Raw genomic sequence first — 19,986 nt, 5'->3', positions numbered from 1 at the left:
AGTCACCTTGCATGGTGGTAAAATCCGGGGCGTCGTTGAAGGCAACGCCGCGCGCGGTTCAAAGGAGAGAGGCGCGGACATTGGCCACTGTCAGGAACATCCGCTCCGGCTGGCCAGCGAATGACTGGAACCCCATGCGTTGGTAAAACCTGCGTCGGCGCTCCATGGCTTCGGGGTCTCCATCGTCGAGAATATCAAGGACGACGACCTTGATGGCAAGGCTGCGGCTCGCCATTTCGATCCGGCGAAGTGCGTCAATCAACAAGATCCTGCCCAGGCCCCTGCCCTGAAAGGCCCGGTCGACGGCGAAAGTTGACAGGTAGGCGGCCGGGATGCTGCCGTGGGCGGGCGCATGGCGGGAGAGTGCTTCCTCCAATTGCGTTGTTTCGACGCGATGAGCATTGATCGCGTAAAGGCCGATGACCGCATCAGAACCCGGAAGCAGAGCCACCCAGATGCGGGCGACGTCATGGGCTTCGTGCTTCTTTGCCGTGAGCCTGAGGTAATTGTCCATCCGGGCCGATCCGGAAGAAAAAGCGGTTCGGTCATGTCTCTTCGGGTCAAAGGACTCGATGCGATATGGCCCTGCCGAAGCCGGCCTGTCTTCGGGTTCACTCACCCTTTGCGACAAGCCGGGCGTGATCCGCCATCGCCGCACGCAGATCGTCGGTGGGATCGGCGGGCGCCTGCAGCGCGGCCAGAAATGTCGCACTGTCAGCCGGCGACAGCACCGTGCGCTCGTGCGACAGGATCGTCCCTTTCGCGCGTTCATAGGCTGCACTTGTGACGAAGTTGGTCTCGTCCATTCCCAGGAGTGCAGCAGCGTGCTGGATCGCCGCCTTGATGTGCGGCTTGGTCCGCTGCTCCATCCGCGCGGTCTTTGGTTCATCCTTGCTCAGGGCAGCATCGGGTTTGGCGTTCATGGCAATCTTCGTGATCCGGTAGCTTGGGCGCGATTGTACGGGAATTTCCGTACGATTCAAGATCACCGATCGGGCCGCCTACCAGCCGCCGCCGCCACCGCCGCCGCCGCCACCACCGGAAAAACCGCCGCCCGAGGAGCCGGACGAGCTCTTCGGCTGCGGCATCGAGGATGCCATTGCCGCCGAGACCGCGGCCACCGAGGCTGCAGTCGCCGCACCGATGTTGTTGGTGTTCCAGGAATTGCCGGCGTACCAGGCGGGATGAAAGTTCTGTTCCCGGCCCGGTGCAACGCGCGCCAGATGCGCCGCCCAGGCCTTCGACCACGGCTCCTCGACGGCGAGGCCGGCGGCATAGGGCAGGAACTTCTCGAACAGTTCCTCAGACATTTCAGGCGCGTCGCGCAGGTTGAGACGGTTGCTCTCGGCGGTCTCGAGATAGAGCTTGAAGCCCTTGATGCGGGTCAGCACTCCGGCGCCTTCCGCTGTCGGCGCACCGAGCAGAAACAGCATCAGCGCCATCACGGCAACGCCGATCAGAATGAGGGCCCCGGCCAGTCGATAGATCAGCAGGCCGTCAAGCAGCAGCACCGGCGCCACCCCGCCGAGAAAGATCAGCGCGCCGACAAACGTGAGAAAACCGCCCACAATGGTGCGGAGGAATGATGGCGGGACCGACGCCAACAGCTGGCGCCCCGACACGATCAAGGCGCAACCGGCGAGCGCAGCGACGGTGACCAGAACCATGGTGCCGATCCCGTCGTCGGGCGGCGCCTGCAGCATCATGCCGCCGATCAGGGTAACGGCGGCAAGGACCGCACCGGCAATGAACCAGCCGATATTGGCCTTGTAGTAGCGGCCGCCATATTCCTTGACGATCGCCGAGCGCAGCGCCTGTTGCGTTTTCAGCAGCCGCTGGCCGTTGGCCTTGCTCATGCGAAATTCCTGGCCGCCGCCGAGCGTGCCGTCAAACAGCGCAACTTCACCCGCAGGGAGATCGTTTCGCTTGCCGACCGCCGGTCCGCGCTGCAGCGTGACATCGCCATCGTCATCCTCGCGGATGGTCAGCATGCGCTTGACGCCGAGCGACAGGAGCGCTGCGATGAAGGCAAGGTCGGAGCCGCGCCGGGCCGGCTTGAAGGCGTTGAAATGGGCGTAGGAGAGCGCCGCGGGAGACAGGCCGTCGGGGGCATGAAACAGCGGGATGACGGTCTGTTCGGGCGGATCGCGACCAACCTTGTTCCAGGCGTAGAGGAAGTAGAGCGGCAGGAGAAGCCAGCCGGCGATCATCAGCAGGATTCCGGAATTGGCGCTGACAAGCCCACCGAGACCCGTATCGTCCGGGGCCACGACGCCCTTGCTGAAGCCCACCGCGACGGTGAGCCCCTGCTGCTCGCCGAGCGGCCGGGTCAGGTCGAACTCGACCTTGCTCGTGCCTTCGCCGCCGGCGGTGAAATTCTTCCCCGTGGCGCCTTCGCCGCCAGTATAGGCATCGACCGTTTCGGCGACCGCACCGTCGGGCAGACGCACTGTGGCGTGGGCGTCGAGGATCGGGAAGTTCCAGAAATTGCCGGTGACGTTCCAGTAGACTTCGTCATAGCTGTCAAAAAAGCGCAGCTGGTTGGTGGTCACATAGCGGATCGTGTAGGTGTGCTCACCGCGCGAAAGAAGCACATCGGCATCGCCGATCTTGATGCGGACAAAGCGACCCTGCCATTCGGTGGTGTAGGTCGCCGGGCGCCCATCCTGCGTGACCTCGACAAGATCAAAGCCGTTGTCGGACCAGAAGCCCCATGGGGTCAGTGCCCGCATCGGAATGTCGCGGAAAATTCCGCGCCGGATCTCGTTGCCCTCGGCATTGACGGCGATGGTCTCGGTGACATCGAGCCTGCCGTCGGCCTCAACGACGATGTCGGCGTCAAACCTGCTGATCTCCTCGCGCGCCAGGGCGGCGGACATCGAAGACAAGGCGACAAGGCAAAACACGCCAACAGCAAACAACCGTTTCATCGTACACTCCGATCGGACTTCGTGGATGCGCGGCGGATGCACAAGCCCGGCCTTGGGGCCGGATCGGCGGATCCGCCGTGATACGGGCCGATGTTACTGGAAGGACACTTTCGGCACCGCGCGGTCGGCGGCGTCCTCGATCTCGAAGAACTCGGCGCGGGCAAAGCCGAACTGGTTGGCAATCAGCACCGAGGGGAAGGATTCAACTGCGACGTTAAGATTTCGGGCGGCGCCATTGTAGTAGCGGCGCGACATTGAGATCTCGTTTTCCGTCTCCGACAGCGCCTGCTGGAACTCCCTGAAATTCTCGCTCGCCTTGAGGTCGGGATAGCTTTCGGCCACGGCCATCAGCCGACCCAGCGCGCCGCTGAGCGCGCTTTCGATGGTGGCGCGTTCGGCCGGCGGGGCGTTGCCTGCAGCGACCGACTGGGTGCGCAGGCGGGTGACCTCCTCGAGCACTTCCTTTTCGTGGCCCATATAGCCCTTGACTGCCTCAAGCAAGTTGGGGATCAGGTCGGCGCGGCGCTTGAGCTGCACGTCGATGCCGCTCCAGCCTTCGCCGGCCATCTGCCGGTATTTGACGAGATTGTTGTAGAGCGACACGGCATACAGTGCGATGGCGGCCAGCACCACCAATACGATTATCGTCGTCATCGGATATCCCCCGGCTTGATGCGCATTGGCGCGTCTTTCCTGGCGCCGACTCTAGCCAGAATGCGAGTGAAAAGCCAAAGGATTCGGCGGACCCGAGGCCTGCATTGCAAACGCGATGCAGCCGGCGGATCGGCCGGCAAATCGCCGCAACCCAGACATTCCTTGCTCAAAACCGGATGAATGTCCTTTTGTAAAACAAAGCGTTAACATTCACCGCCGATAATTCGCCACGACGGTTCGAACGCGCCCGTGGATACGGCAGGCGTGGCCGGCTTAGACGTTACGGGGACATGCGGCATGCCAGACTTCAATTCGACGATTTTCGAACTCGCGCCAGTGGCGATGTGGGTCGAGGATTTCAGCGGTGTGAAGCGATTGTTCGACCAGTGGCGTGCAGACGGCGTCCAGGACATCCGTGCCTATCTGGAGGCCGACCTTTCCCGTGTCGCGGCCTGCACCAGACAGATCAGGGTCCTGCAGGTCAATGCCAGGACGCTTGAGCTCTTCGAGGCCGACAACCTCGGACATCTGGTCGACAATCTCGGGGTGGTCTTCAACGACGAGATGTTCCTCAACCACATCAACGAGCTGGTCGAGCTGTGGAATGGACGGACAGAATTCCACAGCAATGCGGTCAACTATTCGCTGTCGGGCCGGCGCATGGACATCCAGCTCAAGGGCGCGGTGTTGCCCGGACACGAGGAGACGCTCGGACGGATCCTCGTGACGACCGAGGATGTCACCCAGCGCGAGGATGCGCGCCGTCAGGAAGCGCTGAGCCGCCGCTACGCCGAAGGCCTGTTCGAGAATTCGCCGGTCTCGCTCTGGGTCGAGGATTTCAGCACGATCAGGGACCTGCTGGAATCCGTCCGTGACCGCGGCATCGAGGATTTTCGGGTGTTCATGGATGTGCACCCGGAATTCGTGCACCAGTGCATGAGCGAGATCCGCATCATCGACGTCAATCAGGCGACGCTCGACCTGTTTTGCGCACCCGATCGCCAGACCCTGCTGCAACGGCAGATCGATATATTCCGTGACGAGATGGCGAAACCCTTCCGCGAGCAGTTGATGGACCTGTGGGAGGGCAAGCTGTTCCACCAGCGCGAAGTGATCAACTACGCGCTCGACGGCTCGATTCGTCACATCCTGTTGCATTTCTCCGTGCTGCCGGGCCACGAGAACGACTGGGCGCTTGTCCAGGTGGCGCTCACCGACATCACCGCACGCAAGAAGGCCGAAGCCTATCTTGAATATCTCGGCAAACATGACGTCCTGACCAAGCTTCACAACCGCGCCTTCTACAAGGACGAACTCAACCGGCTGGAACGCAAGTCGCTCCGGCCTGTCTCGGCCATCGTCATCGACCTCAACGGGCTCAAGGAGGCGAACGACCAGATGGGCCACGACGCCGGGGACGCTTTGCTGCGCCGCTTTGGCGAGGTGCTCAACGGCGTGGTGTCGCGTCCCAACCACGCCGCGCGGATCGGCGGCGACGAATTCGCCATTCTCATGCCCGGCGCCGACATGAAGGCCGCCCTGGCGACGGTGGAAATGATCCACGAACTGCTCGTCATCAACAACCAGTTCTATTCCAACGCGCCGCTCGGCGTCTCCATCGGCATGGCCACGAGCCGCGCCGGCGAGACGATGGAGGATCTCGTCAAGCGCGCCGATCACGCCATGTACGAGGACAAGCGCGCGCACTACAACGGCATGGGCCGCTCGGGCCGCAGCGCCGCTGCAGAGCCGGTTTCCGCCGCCTGAGGCAAGGATCCCGGCTGCTGTCCGGGTCAGGGCCGGACGGCAGCGCGGTCGTGGCGCGCCTTGATCTCGGCGATGTCGTCCAGCATCGCCCGCAAGGCGCGGACGGATTTTTCCTCGCTCTCGTCAAGCGGCTCTTCGGGGTGGAAGTGCCTCAGCAACACTGTCAGCGCATCGCCGATGCGGCCGAGCTGCCGGCCATAACTGCCGACCTCATCGAGAATCTCGCGCTCGACCTCGGGCGCGCCCGATTGGCCGAGATTGATGTTGATGAGCCCGACCTGGCTGCCGAAGGCGCTGAACCAGCTCGTCCAGGGACTGACATCGCCGGACAGCGGGAGCTTGAATACGGACATCGGTTTCTCCTGTCTCGTCCTCCCGTCCGCAATCATAGCACATCGGGTGGCGCATCTGGCAGGCCCCGTGACGACGGAACCAGGCGCACCGGCAAGAAGTTGTTTCGGTGCGGAAGGCAGTGAGCTGCCGCGGGCGACCGGGCTGCCAGGAGCGGACTCCGTGACTTGCCGGCCCGTTTCCGCCATGATGCCTGCTTTTTTGTCGGAGGAGATGCAGTATGGACAGATTTACGGGCGGATGCCTTTGCGGGGACGTGCGGATTGAGGCAACGGGACGCCCGCACCGGGTGGGACTCTGTCACTGCCTCGACTGCCGCAAGCATCACGGGGCCCTGTTCTACGCCGCCGCGATCTTCCCGGAGAAGGCGGTAACTGTCGAAGGCGAAACCCGGGATTATGCCGGGCGGCATTTCTGTCCCCGCTGCGGCTCGTCCGTGTTCGCCCGCAGCGCCGACGAAATCGAGCTGCATCTGGGATGCCTCGATGCACCCGACCAGCTGACGCCCAGCTACGAGAGCTGGACGGTTCGCCGCGAAGCCTGGCTGCCGCCGTTTCCGCTGCTCCACCACCATGATCGCGATCGCGACACCAACGCACGATCCGACGAATGACAGGCCCGCGCATCGGGAGCCGGTGCCGACGCCGTTGTGATGCGCAACCGCTGCCGCCCCGGCGCGTGAACAAGCCGATGGGGCGGGCTGAAGAGCCGGCGGACATCAGGCCTCACCCCGGCGAAAGCCGCGTCAGGTTGCCCGCCAAGCTTGCCGAACTATTTTCGCACATTTCCTCATCCATTCGTGTATTTCATTGCAATCATTTGCCATTTTTGAAAATTATCCTGGCGAAACCTGTCTATTGAACCATTTTTATTCAATTGTTCTGTAAATTACACTTTACCAATCCATTCTCTGCATTGCACAGTATCGGCGATCAGCGCCGTTTTATCCGAGGCGCGGCCGCAAGAGGTTCACCTGAACCCTGCGGTGCTGGAGGTCCGGAGGCATTGCAGATGACGCATTCCCCTTTCCGCCTTGCCGCCGTCGGGGCAGCCCTCACGGTGTTTTCACCCTGCCCGGCATGGACCGCGCCCGCAGGGCCGGCGCCATCCCCCGCCGGCTCGGTTGTCGCCGCCTGGACGCAGGTCGTGCGGGGCGCGACCGGCAATACGCCGGCGCAACCGGCGACCGAACTGCGTTTCGTGATCCAGAAGGACGTCAGTTCGCCCGACGACATCGCCGTTTGCGCCAACTTTGCGGTCGCCTTTACCCGGCAGGACGGCAGCAGCGGCGTCGCCGCTGCCCCGGTGCCGCGCCCAAACCCGGATGCAGCCGCTTTTCCGGTCGCCCTGTGCACCGTGGCGATGATGCCGGACTGGACCGGCGCCGCGGTGACGGCTGCGGGGTCGACAGCGCCGCTCGATATCTGGTTCGAAAACGGCTCCACGGGACTGCAGGCCGTGGTGCCGGGTCCCTGGCTGATCGGACGCCAGCACCGCGATGACACCGGCAATCCGGAACTCAGACTTGCCAGCGTCGGCGACACCGGCTGCAAGGGCAAAGTCGGCGGCGATCCGTCAAGCCGGGACTACCAGGACTGCAGCGGCTGGCGGTTTGCAGAGATCGTTGCGTCCATCGCCGGACAAGGCCGGCCCGGCGCCACGACACCGGACCTGGTCATCCATGTGGGCGATTACCGCTATTTCTGGGAGCCGATCGCCGCGGATCCGTCCCCTTCGCCGGACACCTGGTCCTACTGGCTGAGGGACTTCTTCCAGCCAGCGCGGCCCGCGCTGCTGAAGACGCCATGGGCCTTTTCCCGCGGCAATCACGAATTGTGCAGCCCCTGGTACGGCTCCGGCTGGGCCTATCTGCTCGGACCGGGATCGGGCACGGATTGCCGCAGCCTCGACAAGGCGGCGCTGTGGAGCTTCGATGCCGCCCCCGGGGGCATCGACGCCAGCGGCAAGTCCGCAAACAGCCACCGCTTCGTCATGATCGACACCTCGGCCGACCGGGACATGGCGACGCTGAAGCAGAATTTCATCGGCGCCATCGCGTTGAGCGACGTGCCCAGCGTCTGGTGGGTGACCCATATTCCCGGCATCAGCCTGCTGCATTTCGGCGGCCGGACCCACAGAGGAGATTCCGGAATCCAGTCGGCGCTGCAAGCCGCGCTTTCGGGCATGGCGCATGGGTTTTGCGACAGCACGCGGCAGCCATCCTGCCGGCCAAGCACATTCCTGATGGGCCACCAGCACTTGTTCCAGCGGATCGAGTTCTTCGAGAACGCGGATCCCGCCCGCCCCTATGTCTGGCCGCAGCAGGTCATTGGCGGCCATGGCGGTGTCCGGCAGGACAACGCCGGGCTGAGAGCGTCGCCCTGCGGCTATGATTTCGGCGCCCACCGGTCCGTCGGAGTCGATCATACGGCCATCGTCTGGTCGGACACGCGCCACGGCTATGTCGACTGGGTGCGCTCGGCGGCGACCATCGACGAGAATTCCGGCTGGAGGGCTAGCCCGATGCTGGCGGACGGCAGCAGGATGACGCTGGCGCCGGCATCGGCAAATCCGCCGAGCTGCCGGTGAAGGGAGGCCGGGCCGGTCGAATTTGCCGGCCCGCTCCGCCCGGACGACCAGCCGGATGACGGGCCGCAAGGGGCTGCTGCGTGGCCAGCATGAAGGCGCCGCAAGCCATACCGACCCGGCGAGCGCGCCGCATGCGCATGATCGGCAGACACACCTGCGGCAAGTCGTGCACTTCCCTCTCCTTCTACGTCGCCCCGGCCCTACTCACTCTCCGCAACCTGCGATACCCCCACCCCTAACCCCTCCCCTCAAGGGGGAGGGGACAGGCGCTCGGCGGCCCTCACCGGTCATCTATTGGATTTGTGATGGACGTTGCCGCGCATGAGGAACAGGCCTCCCTCCCCCTTGAGGGGAGGGATTGAGGGTGGGGGTAGTCTTGCTCCACCAAAACCCATTATCTTGTAGCCCTCAAGGGGAGCGGCGTCGTACCCCAGCGGCCCGTTTCCGAATCCGCCCGGGCGGCGGGACGTGTCGGGATGCCGCGGCCGGGATCCAGCCAGGAAATCCTGCGTCTACTCGGCGGCCTGCAGGAAATTGGCGCCGCCGGCATCCGTCATCAGGAAGGCCTCGCCGCACTGGCGCGAGAGGTTGCGCACCCGCTGGATATAGGCCTGGCGCTCGGTCACCGAGATGACGCCGCGGGCGTCGAGCAGGTTGAAGACGTGGGACGCCTTGATGCACTGGTCATAGGCCGGGAAGACACATTTGTGCAGCGACAGCATTCCCTCCCCTGCCGCGGAGGCCTGGCCCGCAGGATCGGATGGGGTCTGTTGCCCCCCCTCCGTCGGCTGCGCCGACACCTCCCCCCGCTGGGGGGAGGAAAAGGGGGCGCCGGCGTTGAGCAGCGCCTCGCATTCGCGCTCGGCGTCCTCGAAGTGGCGGAGCAGCGTCGCCGTGTTGGCATATTCGAAATTGTGCCGGGAGTATTCCTGCTCGGCCTGCAGGAAGACGTCGCCATAGGTGACCTTCTCGTCGCCCTCGCGGCCGTTGAAATTGAGGTCGTAGACATTGTCGACACCCTGCACATACATGGCCAGCCGCTCGAGGCCATAGGTCAGCTCGCCGGCGACGGGCGCGCATTCGATGCCGCAGACCTGCTGGAAATAGGTGAACTGCGAGACCTCCATGCCGTCGCACCAGCACTCCCAGCCGAGACCCCAGGCGCCGAGCGTCGGGCTTTCCCAGTCGTCCTCGACGAAGCGGATGTCGTGCAGCAGAGGGTCAATGCCGATGGCCCTCAGCGAGCCGAGATAGAGCTCCTGCAGGTTGGACGGATTGGGCTTCAGGATCACCTGGTACTGGTAGTAGTGCTGCAGTCGGTTGGGGTTCTCGCCGTAGCGACCGTCCTTGGGGCGTCGCGAGGGCTGCACATAGGCGGCGTTCCACGGCTTCGGCCCGAGCGCGCGCAGGGTGGTGGCCGGGTGGAATGTGCCGGCGCCCACTTCCATGTCGTAGGGCTGCAGGATGACGCAGCCGTAATCGGCCCAGTAGCGGTGCAGGGCCAGGATCAGCGCCTGGAACGAGCGGGTCGGCTGCATGTGGTCGGGCAGGGTTTCGATCATGGCATGGGTCCCGATGGCGCTCCGGCGGTGTCACACGGCGCGGAAGGCGGCTTTGAAAGTGCCGCGACTGGTGCCATGACGGGCGGGGATGGTCAAGGGTTGCAGAGTCCGAGCAGCATGATGCCTGACCGCCGTGCGCCGCCTACCAAACGCTGGCGGCAAGCCCGATTCAAGCGGTGACCTTCCTGACCAGCAGCTTGTCGACGCGCCGTCCATCCATGTCGATGACTTCGTAGTGCCAGCCCTTCGCGCTGAAGCTCTCGCCCAGTTCCGGCAGGTGCTTGAGCTGATCGATGACAAAGCCGGCGACCGTCTCGTAGTCCGGCTCCCCGTCGAGCGGGAACCCCATCTCATCGGCGAACTCGTCGATCGGCATCCACCCGGCGACCAGGAAGGAGCCGTCTTCACGTTCCACGATCGCCGGCTCTCCGCTTTCATCCTCCTGGAACACGCCCGTGATGGCCTCGAGAACATCGCCCGACGTGACGATGCCTTCGAAATGGCCATATTCATCATAGACCAGCACCATGTGAGCCGGTGACTTTCGCAGCGATTGAATGACGTTCAAGGCAGCCGTGCGGTCCGACACGACAGGAGCGTCGCGCATCAGGCTTCGCACGTCGAGATTGTTTCCCTGCAGGAAGGCATCGAGCGCGTCCTTGACGACGATCACACCCAGGATCTCGTCCGAGGCACCGTTTCTCACCGGCAGGCGGGAGCGCTTCGAGTTGCGAAGCTGCTCGCGGATTTCAGCCAGATCATCCTCGATGTCGATGACTTCCACATCCCGACGCGGGGTCATCAATCCGCGCACGGTCCGGTCCGCCAGCCGCATGACGCCCGAGATCATCTCCGATTCCTCGGGCTCGATGACGCCTGCGCTGTGGGCTTCGGCGAGCACCGTGCGGATCTCCTCGTCGCTCATCCTCTCGTCGGTCTCGCCCTTCTGGCCGAGCAGCGCGAGGACGGCCTTTCCCGACGCGTTGAGCAGCCAGACCAGAGGCATGGCGACCTTCGACAGCAGGGCCATGGCCGGAGCAACCCTCGAGGCCATCGCCTCGGGGGCCCTGAGCGCGATCTGCTTGGGCACAAGTTCGCCGACGATGAGCGACAGGTAGGTGATGGCGACGACGACCGATCCGACGCCCAGGCCGTCAGCCATGGCGTCCGACAGGCCTTGAAGCTCGAGCCAGCCCGACAGCCTTGCGCCCAGCGTGGCGCCGGAAAACGCGCCGGAGAGGACGCCGACCAGCGTGATGCCGATCTGCACCGTGGAGAGAAAGCGGCCGGGATCCTCGGCAAGGCGGATGGCGATCGCCGCTCCCCTGTTGCCCTGATCGGCAAGGAGCTTCAGCCGTACCGGGCGGGAGGAGACGACGGCGAGCTCCGACATGGCAAGGACGCCATTGACCAGGGTGAGAAGAACAACGATGGCGATTTCGGTCAGCACGGGCGGTCCGTTGAACATGTCGGGACGATACAGACGAGGATGCTCGCCTGTCCGGGATTCCGATGAGCCGGCCGATCCCCCGTTCCCGGATTTCGGTCAGGATGACCTCGATGCGAAAACGTCGACACGCGTCCATATAGGGCAAGGCCGGGGCCTTTAGCAATTGCGCCAAGACCAAAGCTGATAAGGCTATAGACCCTGACGTCCGGCTCCACGGCCAGAGCCATCAAGTCCCGACCGCGTCGTCCGCCGACAGGCGGTGGATCACTCCTCGGGCTTCTTGAGCCGGTACTCGCCGGTGACCGGATCCTCGATCAGCGTGCCCTGGGCGCCGGTCTGCTGTTCCTTTTCGGCGGCGCGGACGCGGGCGGAGACCCGCTCGGCCTCGGCGACGAACTTCCTGTAGCCCAGCCATGCGACGGCGCCGAAGGCGGCCAGTATCAGCAATTGCGGCATCGGATCCCTCCCCGCCCTGTGTCTATAGACCGAAGCGCGACCACAGGGCGCGCTCCTCGACCGCATTCAATCCCTCCGAGGCGGCGGCCGCAAGGGCCTGCCCCTGGAATTGCGCCACGGCGCCGGGAAGCCGGCGGCCGAGGAAGCCGCGCGGCGCGCTGACGATCCTGACCCTGACCTTTTCGCCGTAACGAGCGCGGAGCACGGAATGCATGTCGCCAAGCTGGTCGACAAGGCCGAGGCCATGGCCGCGGACGCCGCTCCAGAACATGCCGGTGAACAGGTTCGGATCGTCGGCGAGCCTGGCGCCGCGGCGCTCCTTGACCAGGTCGATGAAGACCTGGTGGACGTCGAGCTGCAGTTCCTTGAGATGCTCGACATCTGCGGGATTTTCGGGCCGGAACGGATCGAGCGTCGCCTTGTTCTTTCCGGCGGTGTAGACGCGGCGCTCGACGCCGAGCTTTTCGAGCAGCCCGGTGAAGCCGAAGCTTGCCGAGACCACGCCGATGGAACCGACGATGGAGGACGGATCGGCGATGATCTCGTCACCCGCCACTGCGATCATGTAGCCGCCGGAAGCCGCCACATCCTCGACGAAGACCAGCACCTTCTTGTTCTTCTCCTCGGCGAGATCGCGGATGCGGCGGAAGATCAGCCGCGACTGGACCGGCGAGCCGCCGGGCGAGTTGACCGAGATCGCCACCACCGGCGCCTGCTTGTCATCAAAGGCGCGCTGCAGCTGCGAGGCCACGGCAGCGAGATTGAGGCTCGGCCGGAACTGGTTGCCGCCCGCCGCGATCGTGCCGTGCAGACGGACCAGCGGAATGACGGTCTCGTCCTTGCGAAACCGCCTGGGCAGATAAGACCTGAGCGAAACCATGAATATGTCCTTTGGCGCCGGATTGCGGCACAACCGAATGGCAGTGTGTTGGAAGGGATGTAAGTCTTTTCCCCCGGCTTGCAATGGCGGGGCTTGCAATGGCCGAGCCGCAATGGCCGAACTGCAATGACCGATGCCGGCAGGCATCGGCGGGGAACAGAACCAGCTCAGCGGCGCGGCCAGGCGGCGCGGCCATTGCTCAGATCCGCCATCACAGGCGAGAAGTCGCGTCCCTCGGCTGCGTGGATGACGATGGCCGGACGCAGCTGAAGCCGGGCCCGGCTGCCCTTGAGCGCGGTCACGAGGATGCGGATGGCGTCATCAGCAGCCCGTGGCTGCACCGGGGTGACCTCCACGCCGCCAAACCGGCCCTTGAAGGCGGCGAGCAGCGCTTCCAGCGATTGCGGGCGGGCGATGACCGAAACCTGGCCGCCGGGCCTGAGAATGGCGGCCGCGGTCCTGAGCCAGCGCTCGAACAGGTCGTCGTGCTCCATGGCGTGCGCCTCGGCCTTGAGCGCATCGGGCGTGCGACGGTCGCGGCCCTCGTTGAAGGGCGGGTTCATGATGACGTGGTCGTAGGCATGATCGGCGAGACCGGCGGCGCGCCGGGCCGCTCCCGCGAGGCCGACATCCGCCTCGATCACCGAGGCGCGGCCCGCAAGCCCTGCGTTCTCCGGCAACGCCAGCGAGCGTCGGGCATAGGCCGCCATCACCGGCGAGCGCTCGACCAGCGTGACCGCAAGTGCCGGCACGCGCGAGGCCGCAGCCAGCCCGGCGCCGCCGGCGCCGGCGCCGAGATCGGCGAGATGTCCCCTGGCGTCATCCGGCACTGTGGCGGCCAGCAGCATGGCATCCATGCCGGCGCGGTGGCCGGCGTCTGCGGGCTGGACCAGATGAAAGCGGCCGAAATGGAAGGCATCCACCGTGAAGCCGCCCGAGTCCGCCGGGGGCGGCTCGGCGCCCGCCAGTCCCGGGCCTCCGGCTGTCACTCCCCGTCCTCTCCGGTCCATGGCCTGAGCTCGGCGCCCAGGCCGGCTTCGGTGATGATGCGGCGGGCCTGGGCGGCCTTCGAGGGATCCACCAGGATGCGGCGCGGAATGATGCCGACCGAGCCCTCCATGATGCTCATGCCTGTGTCGGCGACAAGGCAGCCGATGCCGGCATCCTTCATCAGGCTTTCGACGAAGGAGACGAGGACGGGGTCGTTTGTTCGAATCAGGTCGTGCATTTGGGTCCTTTGCGGAAATCCCGGCAGGGATTGGGGAAACGCGCCAATTCGCCGCTTGCCCGGGCCAGTGCGCACACTTATTGTACACCAAGCATGAAACAGGAGTCAGGTGCATTGGGCGTCGTCATACCCCTCGAAGAAGGAATGAACCGGCAGGCATCCGTCAAGCCCCTCGTCGATCTGACGAAGGCCGACATGGATCGGGTCAACCAGCTCATTCTCTCCAAGGCCGGATCAGATGTACAGATGATCCCCGAGGTCGCCAACCATCTGATCTCGTCGGGCGGCAAGCGGCTCAGGCCGATGCTGACGCTCGCTTCGGCGACGATGTTCGGCTACCGCGGCGAGGCGCACATCAAGCTCGCCACCTCGGTCGAGTTCATGCACACGGCGACGCTGCTCCATGACGACGTGGTCGACGAGAGTGACCTGAGACGCGGCAAGTCGACGGCGCGGATGATCTGGGGCAACCAGGCGAGCGTCCTGGTGGGCGACTTTCTTCTGGGCCAGGCTTTCCGGATGATGGTCGAGGTGGGCTCGCTGGACGCACTCGACGTGCTCTCCACCGCCGCTTCGGTGATCGCCGAGGGCGAAGTGCTGCAATTGTCGGTCGCCAAGAACATGGAGACCACCGAGGACGATTACCTCTCCGTCATTCGCGCCAAGACAGCGGCGCTGTTTTCGGCCGCCTGCGAGGTGGGCCCGATCGTCGCCCAGGCCTCGAAGGCGGAACGCAATGCCTTGCGCTCCTACGGCATCAATCTCGGCCTCGCCTTCCAGCTGATCGACGACGTGCTCGACTATGGCGGCTCGGCCAAGGAACTGGGCAAGAATGTCGGCGACGATTTCCGCGAGGGCAAGATCACCCTGCCGGTCGTTCTCGCTTACCGGCGCGGCACCGACCAGGAGCGCGCCTTCTGGCGGCAGGCGATCGAGACCGGCGACAATGATTCCCACGCGCTGGAAAAGGCCATGGGGCTTCTCGCCAAATACGGGAGCCTGAAGGACACCGTGGCGCGAGCCGAGCATTACAGCTCGATCGCGCGGGATGCGCTGGCGCCGCTGCCTGATTCGGGCGAAAAGGACGCGCTCATGGAAGTGATCGCGTTCTGCCTCAGCCGGGCTCATTGACCGCAACCACACGGAAAGCGGCCATACTTGCCGCCTTGCAACAAAAAAGCCATGGTAGGCGCTACCATGAGGCAAACCCGCGCTTTGATTCCGGCTCCCGGACGAAGCAGGACGGGACCCGAGGCTCATCTCGAACAAGAGGCATGATTGATGCGGCAAAACCACATTCTCCGGCTCGCGGCCAGTGTCGCGCTTGGAGCGCTCGTCCTGGCGACGCTGCCGGGTTCCCCGCTTGTCTTCCCGGCATCTGCCGCGGCTTCCAAGTCGGCTGAAGCGGACGCAAAGCCGCAGTTCCTCGGCTTTGCCGGTGCATTCCTCGCCGGCCGCACGGCCGATTTCGACAATGATACCGACTCAGCGATCACGTTCTACCGCAAGGCACTCGAGTTCGATCCCGGCAACCCCGAGATCCGGCAGAGGCTGATGGTGACACTGTTCACCGCCGGCCGGTTCGAGGAAGGCGTGGCGCTGGCCCGCGACATGAAGAACGACCCTGCCGTGGCGCAGGTCGCAAGCCTCGCTTTGGCGATCGACGCCATCAACAAGCGCGACTTCGAGACCGCATCCGGGCTGCTCGACGACAAATCCGACAATCCGATCGACCGCCTGCTCAATACGCTGCTCAAGTCCTGGGCCGATTTCGGCGCAGGCAAGGGCAAGCAGGCGCTGGCGACGCTGGATTCGCTGGATGGCCCGCCCTGGTATCCGGTGTTCCTGCGCTTCCACTCCGGCGCCATGGCCCAGGCGATGGGAGACGCGGAAACCGCGCGCAAGGCCTATGTCGCATCGGTTTCCGACAAGGCCAACGGCGCGGCGGCGCCCGACACCTATATCCGCACGGTGATGGCTCTGGCCGCGCTCGACGGGCTGCAGGGCAACACCCGCGGTGCGCTCGACGCGCTGTCGGCGGGCGAGGACTTCTCGCCAGGCTATGCGCCGCTTTCGGCGATGCGACAGCAGATAGAGGCGGGCAAGACGCCCGAAGCCGACATCGAGACCGCTCAGCAGGGCGCCGCGGCGGCCTTGTTCACGCTCGGCAGCGCGCTCAACAGGGAAGGCGCGGAGGAAACCGTGGCGCTGTACCTGCAGTTCGCCCGTGCCCTCGATCCCGAGGACGCTGCGACGCTGGTGATGCTCGGCAGCCTCAAGGAAGCGCTCGGCAAGCCCGAGGATGCCATCGCCATCTACAAGTCGGTTCCGGAGAACTCGCCGATGCGGCGGATCTCCGAGCTGCAGCTCGGACTGGCGCTTGCCGACATGGGCGAGGAAGGTCAGGCCAAGGATCACCTCAAGGCCCTGATCGCATCCGATCCGAAGGACCTGCGCAGCTACCTCGCCTATGGCACCGTGCTGTCGTCGGACAAGGACTACGCCGAAATGGCGCTCAACTACCAGACGGCCATTGCGGTCATCGGACCGGCGCCCTCGAAGGCCGACTGGAACCTGTTCTTCCAGCTCGCCATCGCCCAGGAGCGGCTGAAGCAATGGCCGAAGGCGGAAGCCAATTTCAAGCGCGCGCTGCAGCTCTACCCGCAACAGCCGCAGGTGATGAATTATCTGGGCTATTCCTGGATCGACATGAACATGAACCTCGACGAGGGCATGGCGATGATCCAGGCTGCCGTCGATCTCAGGCCGAATGACGGCTACATCGTCGATTCCCTGGGCTGGGCCTATTTCCGGCTGGGCAAGTATGACGACGCGGTGCGCGAACTCGAGCGTGCCATCGAGCTCAAGCCCGCGGACGTGACCATCAACGACCATCTCGGCGACGCCTACTGGCGGGTCGGCCGCGAGCTTGAGGCGACATTCCAGTGGAAGCGCGCCCTCATCAACGATCCGGAAGACGACGTCAGGAAGGCGATCGAGAAGAAGCTGGCCGAGGGCCTGCCCAAGGCCGCGCAGACGGCGCCCGCCGCCGACAGGTCTCCCGCGAGCGGCAGCCAGCCGGCCACCGACGGCGAGGCGCCGCTGATCAAGAGCAGTCTCGAGCCCACCTGGTTCGCAGAGCCGGCTTGACCGGCTTGGCGACCCGCGGCGCGACCGCGAAGGTCAACCTGGCGCTGTCGATCACGGGCCGGCGTGCCGACGGCTATCATCTGCTTGACAGCCTGGTGGTGTTCACCGGGTTCGGTGACACTCTGCAGGCCGAGCCGGCGGCTGCCGACAGCCTTGACCTTGACGGTCCGTTTGCCGGTGCTCTGGCCGGATCGCCGCAGGCCGACAATCTGTGCCTGAAGGCGCGCGACGGGTTAAGGGCGCTGGCTGCGGCCCGCGGCCACGAGGCCCCCGGCGTCGCCCTCCGGCTGACCAAGGCGATCCCGGTGGCGTCGGGCGTTGGCGGCGGGTCGGCCGATGCGGCCGCCGTGCTGCACCTGCTCTGCGATCTCTGGCGCTTCACGGCCGATCCCGACGATCTGGCGCAACTGGCGCTGACGCTTGGCGCCGACGTGCCGATGTGTCTGGCCAACCGACCGCTCCGAGCGAGCGGCATCGGCGAGGCACTCACCTTCGTCGATGGGTTGCCTGCGCTGCCGATGGTGCTGGTCAATCCCGGCGTCGCGGTGTCGACACCATCGGTGTTCCGGGCGCTGGAGAGCCGCGACAATCCGCCCCTGCCGGCCATTCCCAGGCTTGCCAGCGTCCGGGAGACGGTCGCCTGGCTGGGCGGCACCCGCAACGATCTCGAACCGCCGGCACGCAGGCTTGCGCCAGCGATCGATGGCTGTCTCGACGCGATCCGCCAGACAGGCGCGCTGCTGGCGCGGATGTCGGGATCGGGCGCCACATGCTTCGGCCTCTATGCGGCCGACACGGAAGCTCAGGCCGCAGCTGCCGCGATCGCCAGCCGGCATCCCGACTGGTTTGTCACCGCCACGCGCAGTCTCGCCTCGCCCGCCTGAGCTTCAGGCCAGTGACAAGACGGCAGCAGGGACAATTTCGCATTTGAGACGCGTCATCGCCAGTCCGCGGGCAAGATCCTCAAGCGCCTGGCCGGACCTGGCGTTGGCGACGGCATGGCGCCGGGAAATCAGCACTCCGTGCTCAAGTGTCGACGCGCGGTGCCTCAGCCGGGCGAGAAAGGGCAGCCGGTACTCCCGCGACGGCGACAGCCGCGCAGCCGTGGTGCCGGCGGCCATGTGCTGCCCCAGATGCTCGATCCAGCCCAGCAGCGGGCGGGCGCCCGGCTCGATCAGGAACAACCAGTCGCCGCGGGCGTGCTGCACCACCTCGCGCAGGTCCGGATCGACGAGGTAGCGGCACCCGGCTGCATCGGCCAGCTGGGAAGACCCGTCGCCGGAGCCGCGATCCATGACGATGACTTCCGCCACCAGCCCCTCGACCGCACCCTGCACAAGGGCCGCCAGCGTCACCGCCAGCGCCCCCTCCTGATCCCGACATTCCAAAATCACTGTGATCATCCGCATTTCCTAGCCCATTGGACCCGCCGTGGCGAGTCGGCGCGCCAGCTGGGCTGCGACTGCCTGCCGTTCCCGCACCATTCCATTTTGTTCTTGTTTCGTTCTGTTTCGAGTGCTAGGAATATAGTCATCAAGGCAAGGCGATTCCCGCAGAGGGATCGCGCATCCGGAGACCGAACGCGTCATGGGCACCAATGCGATGCTGACACAGACGGCCTATCAGCCCGGCCTCTCCGCCGGCGAAGCCAATGCGCTGGCGGGTTCCAGCGGATTGCGCGTCGATCCCGGTCGCGTGCGCGGTCGCGCGGCCGGCCTGAATATCGGCGGACGCTTCGAACTCAGGACCCGCGAGGTCTTCGACGACGGCTGGAACAGCATAGACGACCTGCCCGCCTTCAAGACCGAAGTGCAGGTGGAAAAGCCGCGCACCATCATCACCAAGAACAACTCGCCCGATCTCTCCTTCGACCGGTCCATCAACCCCTATCGCGGCTGCGAGCATGGCTGCATCTACTGCTTTGCCAGGCCAACCCATGCCTATATGGGGCTGTCGGCGGGCGTCGATTTCGAGTCGAGGCTGTTTGCCAAGCCTGATGCCGCCAAGCTGCTGGAACGCGAACTGTCGCGGCCGGGCTACAAGGTCCAGCCGATCGCCATCGGCACCAACACCGACCCCTACCAGCCGGTGGAACGTGAATGGCGCATCATGCGGCAACTGCTGGAAGTGCTGGAGGCCGCGGGCCATCCGGTGGGCATCGTGACCAAATCGGCGCTGGTGATGCGCGACATCGACATCCTGTCGCGGATGGCAAAGCGCGGCCTGGCCCGGGTCGCGCTGTCGGTGACGACGCTCGACCGGCAACTGGCGCGCGCCATGGAACCGCGGGCGGCCACGCCATCGCGGCGGCTTGAGGCGATACGGGCCCTGTCGGACGCCGGCATTCCGGTGTCGGTGATGGTGGCGCCGGTGATCCCGGGACTGAACGACCACGAGATCGAGCGGATCCTCGATTCGGCAAGGGCGGCGGGCGCCGATTCCGCCGGCTACGTGATGCTCAGGCTGCCGCTCGAGGTCAGCCCGCTGTTTCGCGACTGGCTGCTCCGACACTATCCCGACCGGTACCGTCACGTCATGTCGCTGATCCGCTCGATGCGCGGCGGCAAGGATTACGACGCCGAGTTCGGCAAGCGCATGCGCGGCGCCGGCCCCTATGCGTGGCAGATCTCGCGCCGCTTCGACCTGACGACGAAGCGGCTGGGGCTGACCCTGCGCAAGCCGCCGTTGCGCACAGACCTGTTCGTGCCGCCGCGTGGCGAAGGCGTCCAATTGTCGCTGCTGTAGTGCGCTCCTGCTTTTCTTTGAATTGCAGGCGCGCTGCAGGCTTCTGATTTGTCGCATTCTCCTATGACGAGGTGACATTCGCTTCGTCCGGAAATGCCCAGGGCGGGCAAACACATCGACGGGGCGGCCCAACTGCCCTGTCCAGACCTCCGGGCTGCAGACCCCGCCTGTCGCCTGCAGCCCGGGCACCCGCGCGGCTTCCCCGTTCCGCCGCCGGGTCTTGC

At 65.2% G+C, this 19,986-nt stretch carries 19 protein-coding genes; 7 read left to right on the top strand and 12 right to left on the bottom strand.

Features of this window, described 5'->3' with window-relative positions; translation table 11 throughout:
- Positions 1–58: 58 nt before the first annotated feature.
- From DFR52_RS08845 to DFR52_RS08830, 4 genes are all read right to left on the bottom strand, one after another.
- Positions 59–514 (bottom strand): GNAT family N-acetyltransferase, encoded by a 456-nt coding sequence (locus DFR52_RS08845; RefSeq protein ID WP_110031570.1) that lies wholly within the window; start codon positions 512–514, stop codon positions 59–61.
- A 97-nt stretch (positions 515–611) separates the two neighbouring features.
- Positions 612–923, bottom strand: coding sequence for a type II toxin-antitoxin system TacA family antitoxin (locus DFR52_RS08840; RefSeq protein ID WP_110031569.1), 312 nt, complete (start codon positions 921–923; stop codon positions 612–614).
- Positions 924–1,001: 78 nt separating this feature from the next.
- Positions 1,002–2,930, bottom strand: coding sequence for a DUF2207 domain-containing protein (locus tag DFR52_RS08835; RefSeq protein WP_110031568.1), 1,929 nt, complete (start codon positions 2,928–2,930; stop codon positions 1,002–1,004).
- Between the two features lie 93 nt (positions 2,931–3,023).
- Entirely contained in the window at positions 3,024–3,584 is a 561-nt protein-coding gene (locus tag DFR52_RS08830) for a LemA family protein (RefSeq protein WP_110031567.1), read from the bottom strand.
- 297 nt (positions 3,585–3,881) lie between these two features.
- Between DFR52_RS08830 and DFR52_RS08825 the strand changes: the two genes are divergently transcribed.
- Positions 3,882–5,351: a sensor domain-containing diguanylate cyclase gene (locus DFR52_RS08825; protein WP_110031566.1), complete on the top strand. Its 1,470-nt coding sequence runs from the start codon at positions 3,882–3,884 to the stop codon at positions 5,349–5,351.
- A 26-nt stretch (positions 5,352–5,377) separates the two neighbouring features.
- Here DFR52_RS08825 and DFR52_RS08820 read toward each other — a convergent pair whose 3' ends face one another.
- On the bottom strand, positions 5,378–5,704 hold the full coding sequence (locus tag DFR52_RS08820) for a hypothetical protein (RefSeq protein WP_110031565.1): 327 nt from the start codon (positions 5,702–5,704) through the stop codon (positions 5,378–5,380).
- 218 nt (positions 5,705–5,922) lie between these two features.
- On the opposite strand from DFR52_RS08820, the gene DFR52_RS08815 reads away from it, so the two are divergent.
- On the top strand, positions 5,923–6,315 hold the full coding sequence (locus DFR52_RS08815) for a GFA family protein (protein WP_110031564.1): 393 nt from the start codon (positions 5,923–5,925) through the stop codon (positions 6,313–6,315).
- A gap of 398 nt (positions 6,316–6,713) precedes the next feature.
- Positions 6,714–8,291 carry a metallophosphoesterase gene (locus DFR52_RS08810; protein ID WP_110031563.1) on the top strand — a complete coding sequence of 526 codons (1,578 nt, stop codon included), beginning with the start codon at positions 6,714–6,716 and terminating at the stop codon, positions 8,289–8,291.
- Between the two features lie 512 nt (positions 8,292–8,803).
- Here the strand turns inward: DFR52_RS08810 and DFR52_RS08805 are convergent.
- The 6 genes from DFR52_RS08805 to DFR52_RS08780 all read right to left on the bottom strand — a co-directional run bounded on the left by DFR52_RS08805 (position 8,804) and on the right by DFR52_RS08780 (position 13,867).
- Complete coding sequence (locus tag DFR52_RS08805) at positions 8,804–9,853, bottom strand: glycine--tRNA ligase subunit alpha (RefSeq protein WP_110031562.1); 1,050 nt, start codon at positions 9,851–9,853, stop codon at positions 8,804–8,806.
- A 169-nt stretch (positions 9,854–10,022) separates the two neighbouring features.
- Positions 10,023–11,321, bottom strand: a complete 1,299-nt coding sequence (locus tag DFR52_RS08800) for a hemolysin family protein (RefSeq protein ID WP_110031561.1) — start codon at positions 11,319–11,321, stop codon at positions 10,023–10,025.
- Positions 11,322–11,567: 246 nt separating this feature from the next.
- Positions 11,568–11,759, bottom strand: coding sequence for a hypothetical protein (locus DFR52_RS08795; RefSeq protein ID WP_110031560.1), 192 nt, complete (start codon positions 11,757–11,759; stop codon positions 11,568–11,570).
- A gap of 22 nt (positions 11,760–11,781) precedes the next feature.
- Entirely contained in the window at positions 11,782–12,639 is an 858-nt protein-coding gene (locus DFR52_RS08790) for a S49 family peptidase (protein ID WP_110032037.1), read from the bottom strand.
- 167 nt (positions 12,640–12,806) lie between these two features.
- Positions 12,807–13,628, bottom strand: coding sequence for a tRNA1(Val) (adenine(37)-N6)-methyltransferase (locus DFR52_RS08785; RefSeq protein WP_425351155.1), 822 nt, complete (start codon positions 13,626–13,628; stop codon positions 12,807–12,809).
- Positions 13,625–13,867, bottom strand: coding sequence for a putative signal transducing protein (locus DFR52_RS08780; RefSeq protein WP_110031558.1), 243 nt, complete (start codon positions 13,865–13,867; stop codon positions 13,625–13,627). The genes DFR52_RS08785 and DFR52_RS08780 overlap by 4 nt, the downstream gene beginning before the upstream one ends.
- Positions 13,868–13,981: 114 nt before the next feature.
- Between DFR52_RS08780 and DFR52_RS08775 the strand changes: the two genes are divergently transcribed.
- The 3 genes from DFR52_RS08775 (at position 13,982) to DFR52_RS08765 (ending at position 17,901) form a co-directional block, all read left to right on the top strand.
- The gene (locus tag DFR52_RS08775) at positions 13,982–14,998 is read left to right on the top strand and encodes a polyprenyl synthetase family protein (protein ID WP_110031557.1); all 1,017 of its coding nucleotides are present in this window, start codon (positions 13,982–13,984) and stop codon (positions 14,996–14,998) included.
- A gap of 150 nt (positions 14,999–15,148) precedes the next feature.
- Entirely contained in the window at positions 15,149–17,017 is a 1,869-nt protein-coding gene (locus tag DFR52_RS08770) for a tetratricopeptide repeat protein (RefSeq protein ID WP_110031556.1), read from the top strand.
- Positions 17,014–17,901, top strand: a complete 888-nt coding sequence (locus DFR52_RS08765) for a 4-(cytidine 5'-diphospho)-2-C-methyl-D-erythritol kinase (RefSeq protein WP_110031555.1) — start codon at positions 17,014–17,016, stop codon at positions 17,899–17,901. Before DFR52_RS08770 ends, DFR52_RS08765 begins: the two co-directional genes overlap by 4 nt.
- A gap of 3 nt (positions 17,902–17,904) precedes the next feature.
- Here the strand turns inward: DFR52_RS08765 and DFR52_RS08760 are convergent, their stop codons facing one another.
- Positions 17,905–18,420 (bottom strand): glycosyltransferase family protein, encoded by a 516-nt coding sequence (locus tag DFR52_RS08760; RefSeq protein WP_110031554.1) that lies wholly within the window; start codon positions 18,418–18,420, stop codon positions 17,905–17,907.
- 184 nt (positions 18,421–18,604) lie between these two features.
- On the opposite strand from DFR52_RS08760, the gene DFR52_RS08755 reads away from it, so the two are divergent.
- Positions 18,605–19,762: a PA0069 family radical SAM protein gene (locus DFR52_RS08755; protein ID WP_110031553.1), complete on the top strand. Its 1,158-nt coding sequence runs from the start codon at positions 18,605–18,607 to the stop codon at positions 19,760–19,762.
- Positions 19,763–19,986 lie beyond the last annotated feature (224 nt).

It is taken from the genome of Hoeflea marina (genome assembly GCF_003182275.1).
In the GTDB taxonomy this organism is placed as follows: domain Bacteria; phylum Pseudomonadota; class Alphaproteobacteria; order Rhizobiales; family Rhizobiaceae; genus Hoeflea; species Hoeflea marina.
This window is presented reverse-complemented; position numbering and strand designations above follow the sequence as displayed.

Coding starts and splice junctions, on each gene's coding strand:
- DFR52_RS08835 (WP_110031568.1), bottom strand. CDS start 2,930: ATGAAACGGTTGTTTGCTGTTGGCGTGTTTTGCCTTGTCGCCTTGTCT.
- DFR52_RS08830 (WP_110031567.1), bottom strand. CDS start 3,584: ATGACGACGATAATCGTATTGGTGGTGCTGGCCGCCATCGCACTGTAT.
- DFR52_RS08810 (WP_110031563.1), top strand. CDS start 6,714: ATGACGCATTCCCCTTTCCGCCTTGCCGCCGTCGGGGCAGCCCTCACG.
- DFR52_RS08815 (WP_110031564.1), top strand. CDS start 5,923: ATGGACAGATTTACGGGCGGATGCCTTTGCGGGGACGTGCGGATTGAG.
- DFR52_RS08795 (WP_110031560.1), bottom strand. CDS start 11,759: ATGCCGCAATTGCTGATACTGGCCGCCTTCGGCGCCGTCGCATGGCTG.
- DFR52_RS08800 (WP_110031561.1), bottom strand. CDS start 11,321: ATGTTCAACGGACCGCCCGTGCTGACCGAAATCGCCATCGTTGTTCTT.
- DFR52_RS08825 (WP_110031566.1), top strand. CDS start 3,882: ATGCCAGACTTCAATTCGACGATTTTCGAACTCGCGCCAGTGGCGATG.
- DFR52_RS08820 (WP_110031565.1), bottom strand. CDS start 5,704: ATGTCCGTATTCAAGCTCCCGCTGTCCGGCGATGTCAGTCCCTGGACG.
- DFR52_RS08780 (WP_110031558.1), bottom strand. CDS start 13,867: ATGCACGACCTGATTCGAACAAACGACCCCGTCCTCGTCTCCTTCGTC.
- DFR52_RS08790 (WP_110032037.1), bottom strand. CDS start 12,639: ATGGTTTCGCTCAGGTCTTATCTGCCCAGGCGGTTTCGCAAGGACGAG.
- DFR52_RS08840 (WP_110031569.1), bottom strand. CDS start 923: ATGAACGCCAAACCCGATGCTGCCCTGAGCAAGGATGAACCAAAGACC.
- DFR52_RS08770 (WP_110031556.1), top strand. CDS start 15,149: ATGCGGCAAAACCACATTCTCCGGCTCGCGGCCAGTGTCGCGCTTGGA.
- DFR52_RS08805 (WP_110031562.1), bottom strand. CDS start 9,853: ATGATCGAAACCCTGCCCGACCACATGCAGCCGACCCGCTCGTTCCAG.
- DFR52_RS08755 (WP_110031553.1), top strand. CDS start 18,605: ATGGGCACCAATGCGATGCTGACACAGACGGCCTATCAGCCCGGCCTC.
- DFR52_RS08760 (WP_110031554.1), bottom strand. CDS start 18,420: ATGATCACAGTGATTTTGGAATGTCGGGATCAGGAGGGGGCGCTGGCG.
- DFR52_RS08845 (WP_110031570.1), bottom strand. CDS start 514: ATGGACAATTACCTCAGGCTCACGGCAAAGAAGCACGAAGCCCATGAC.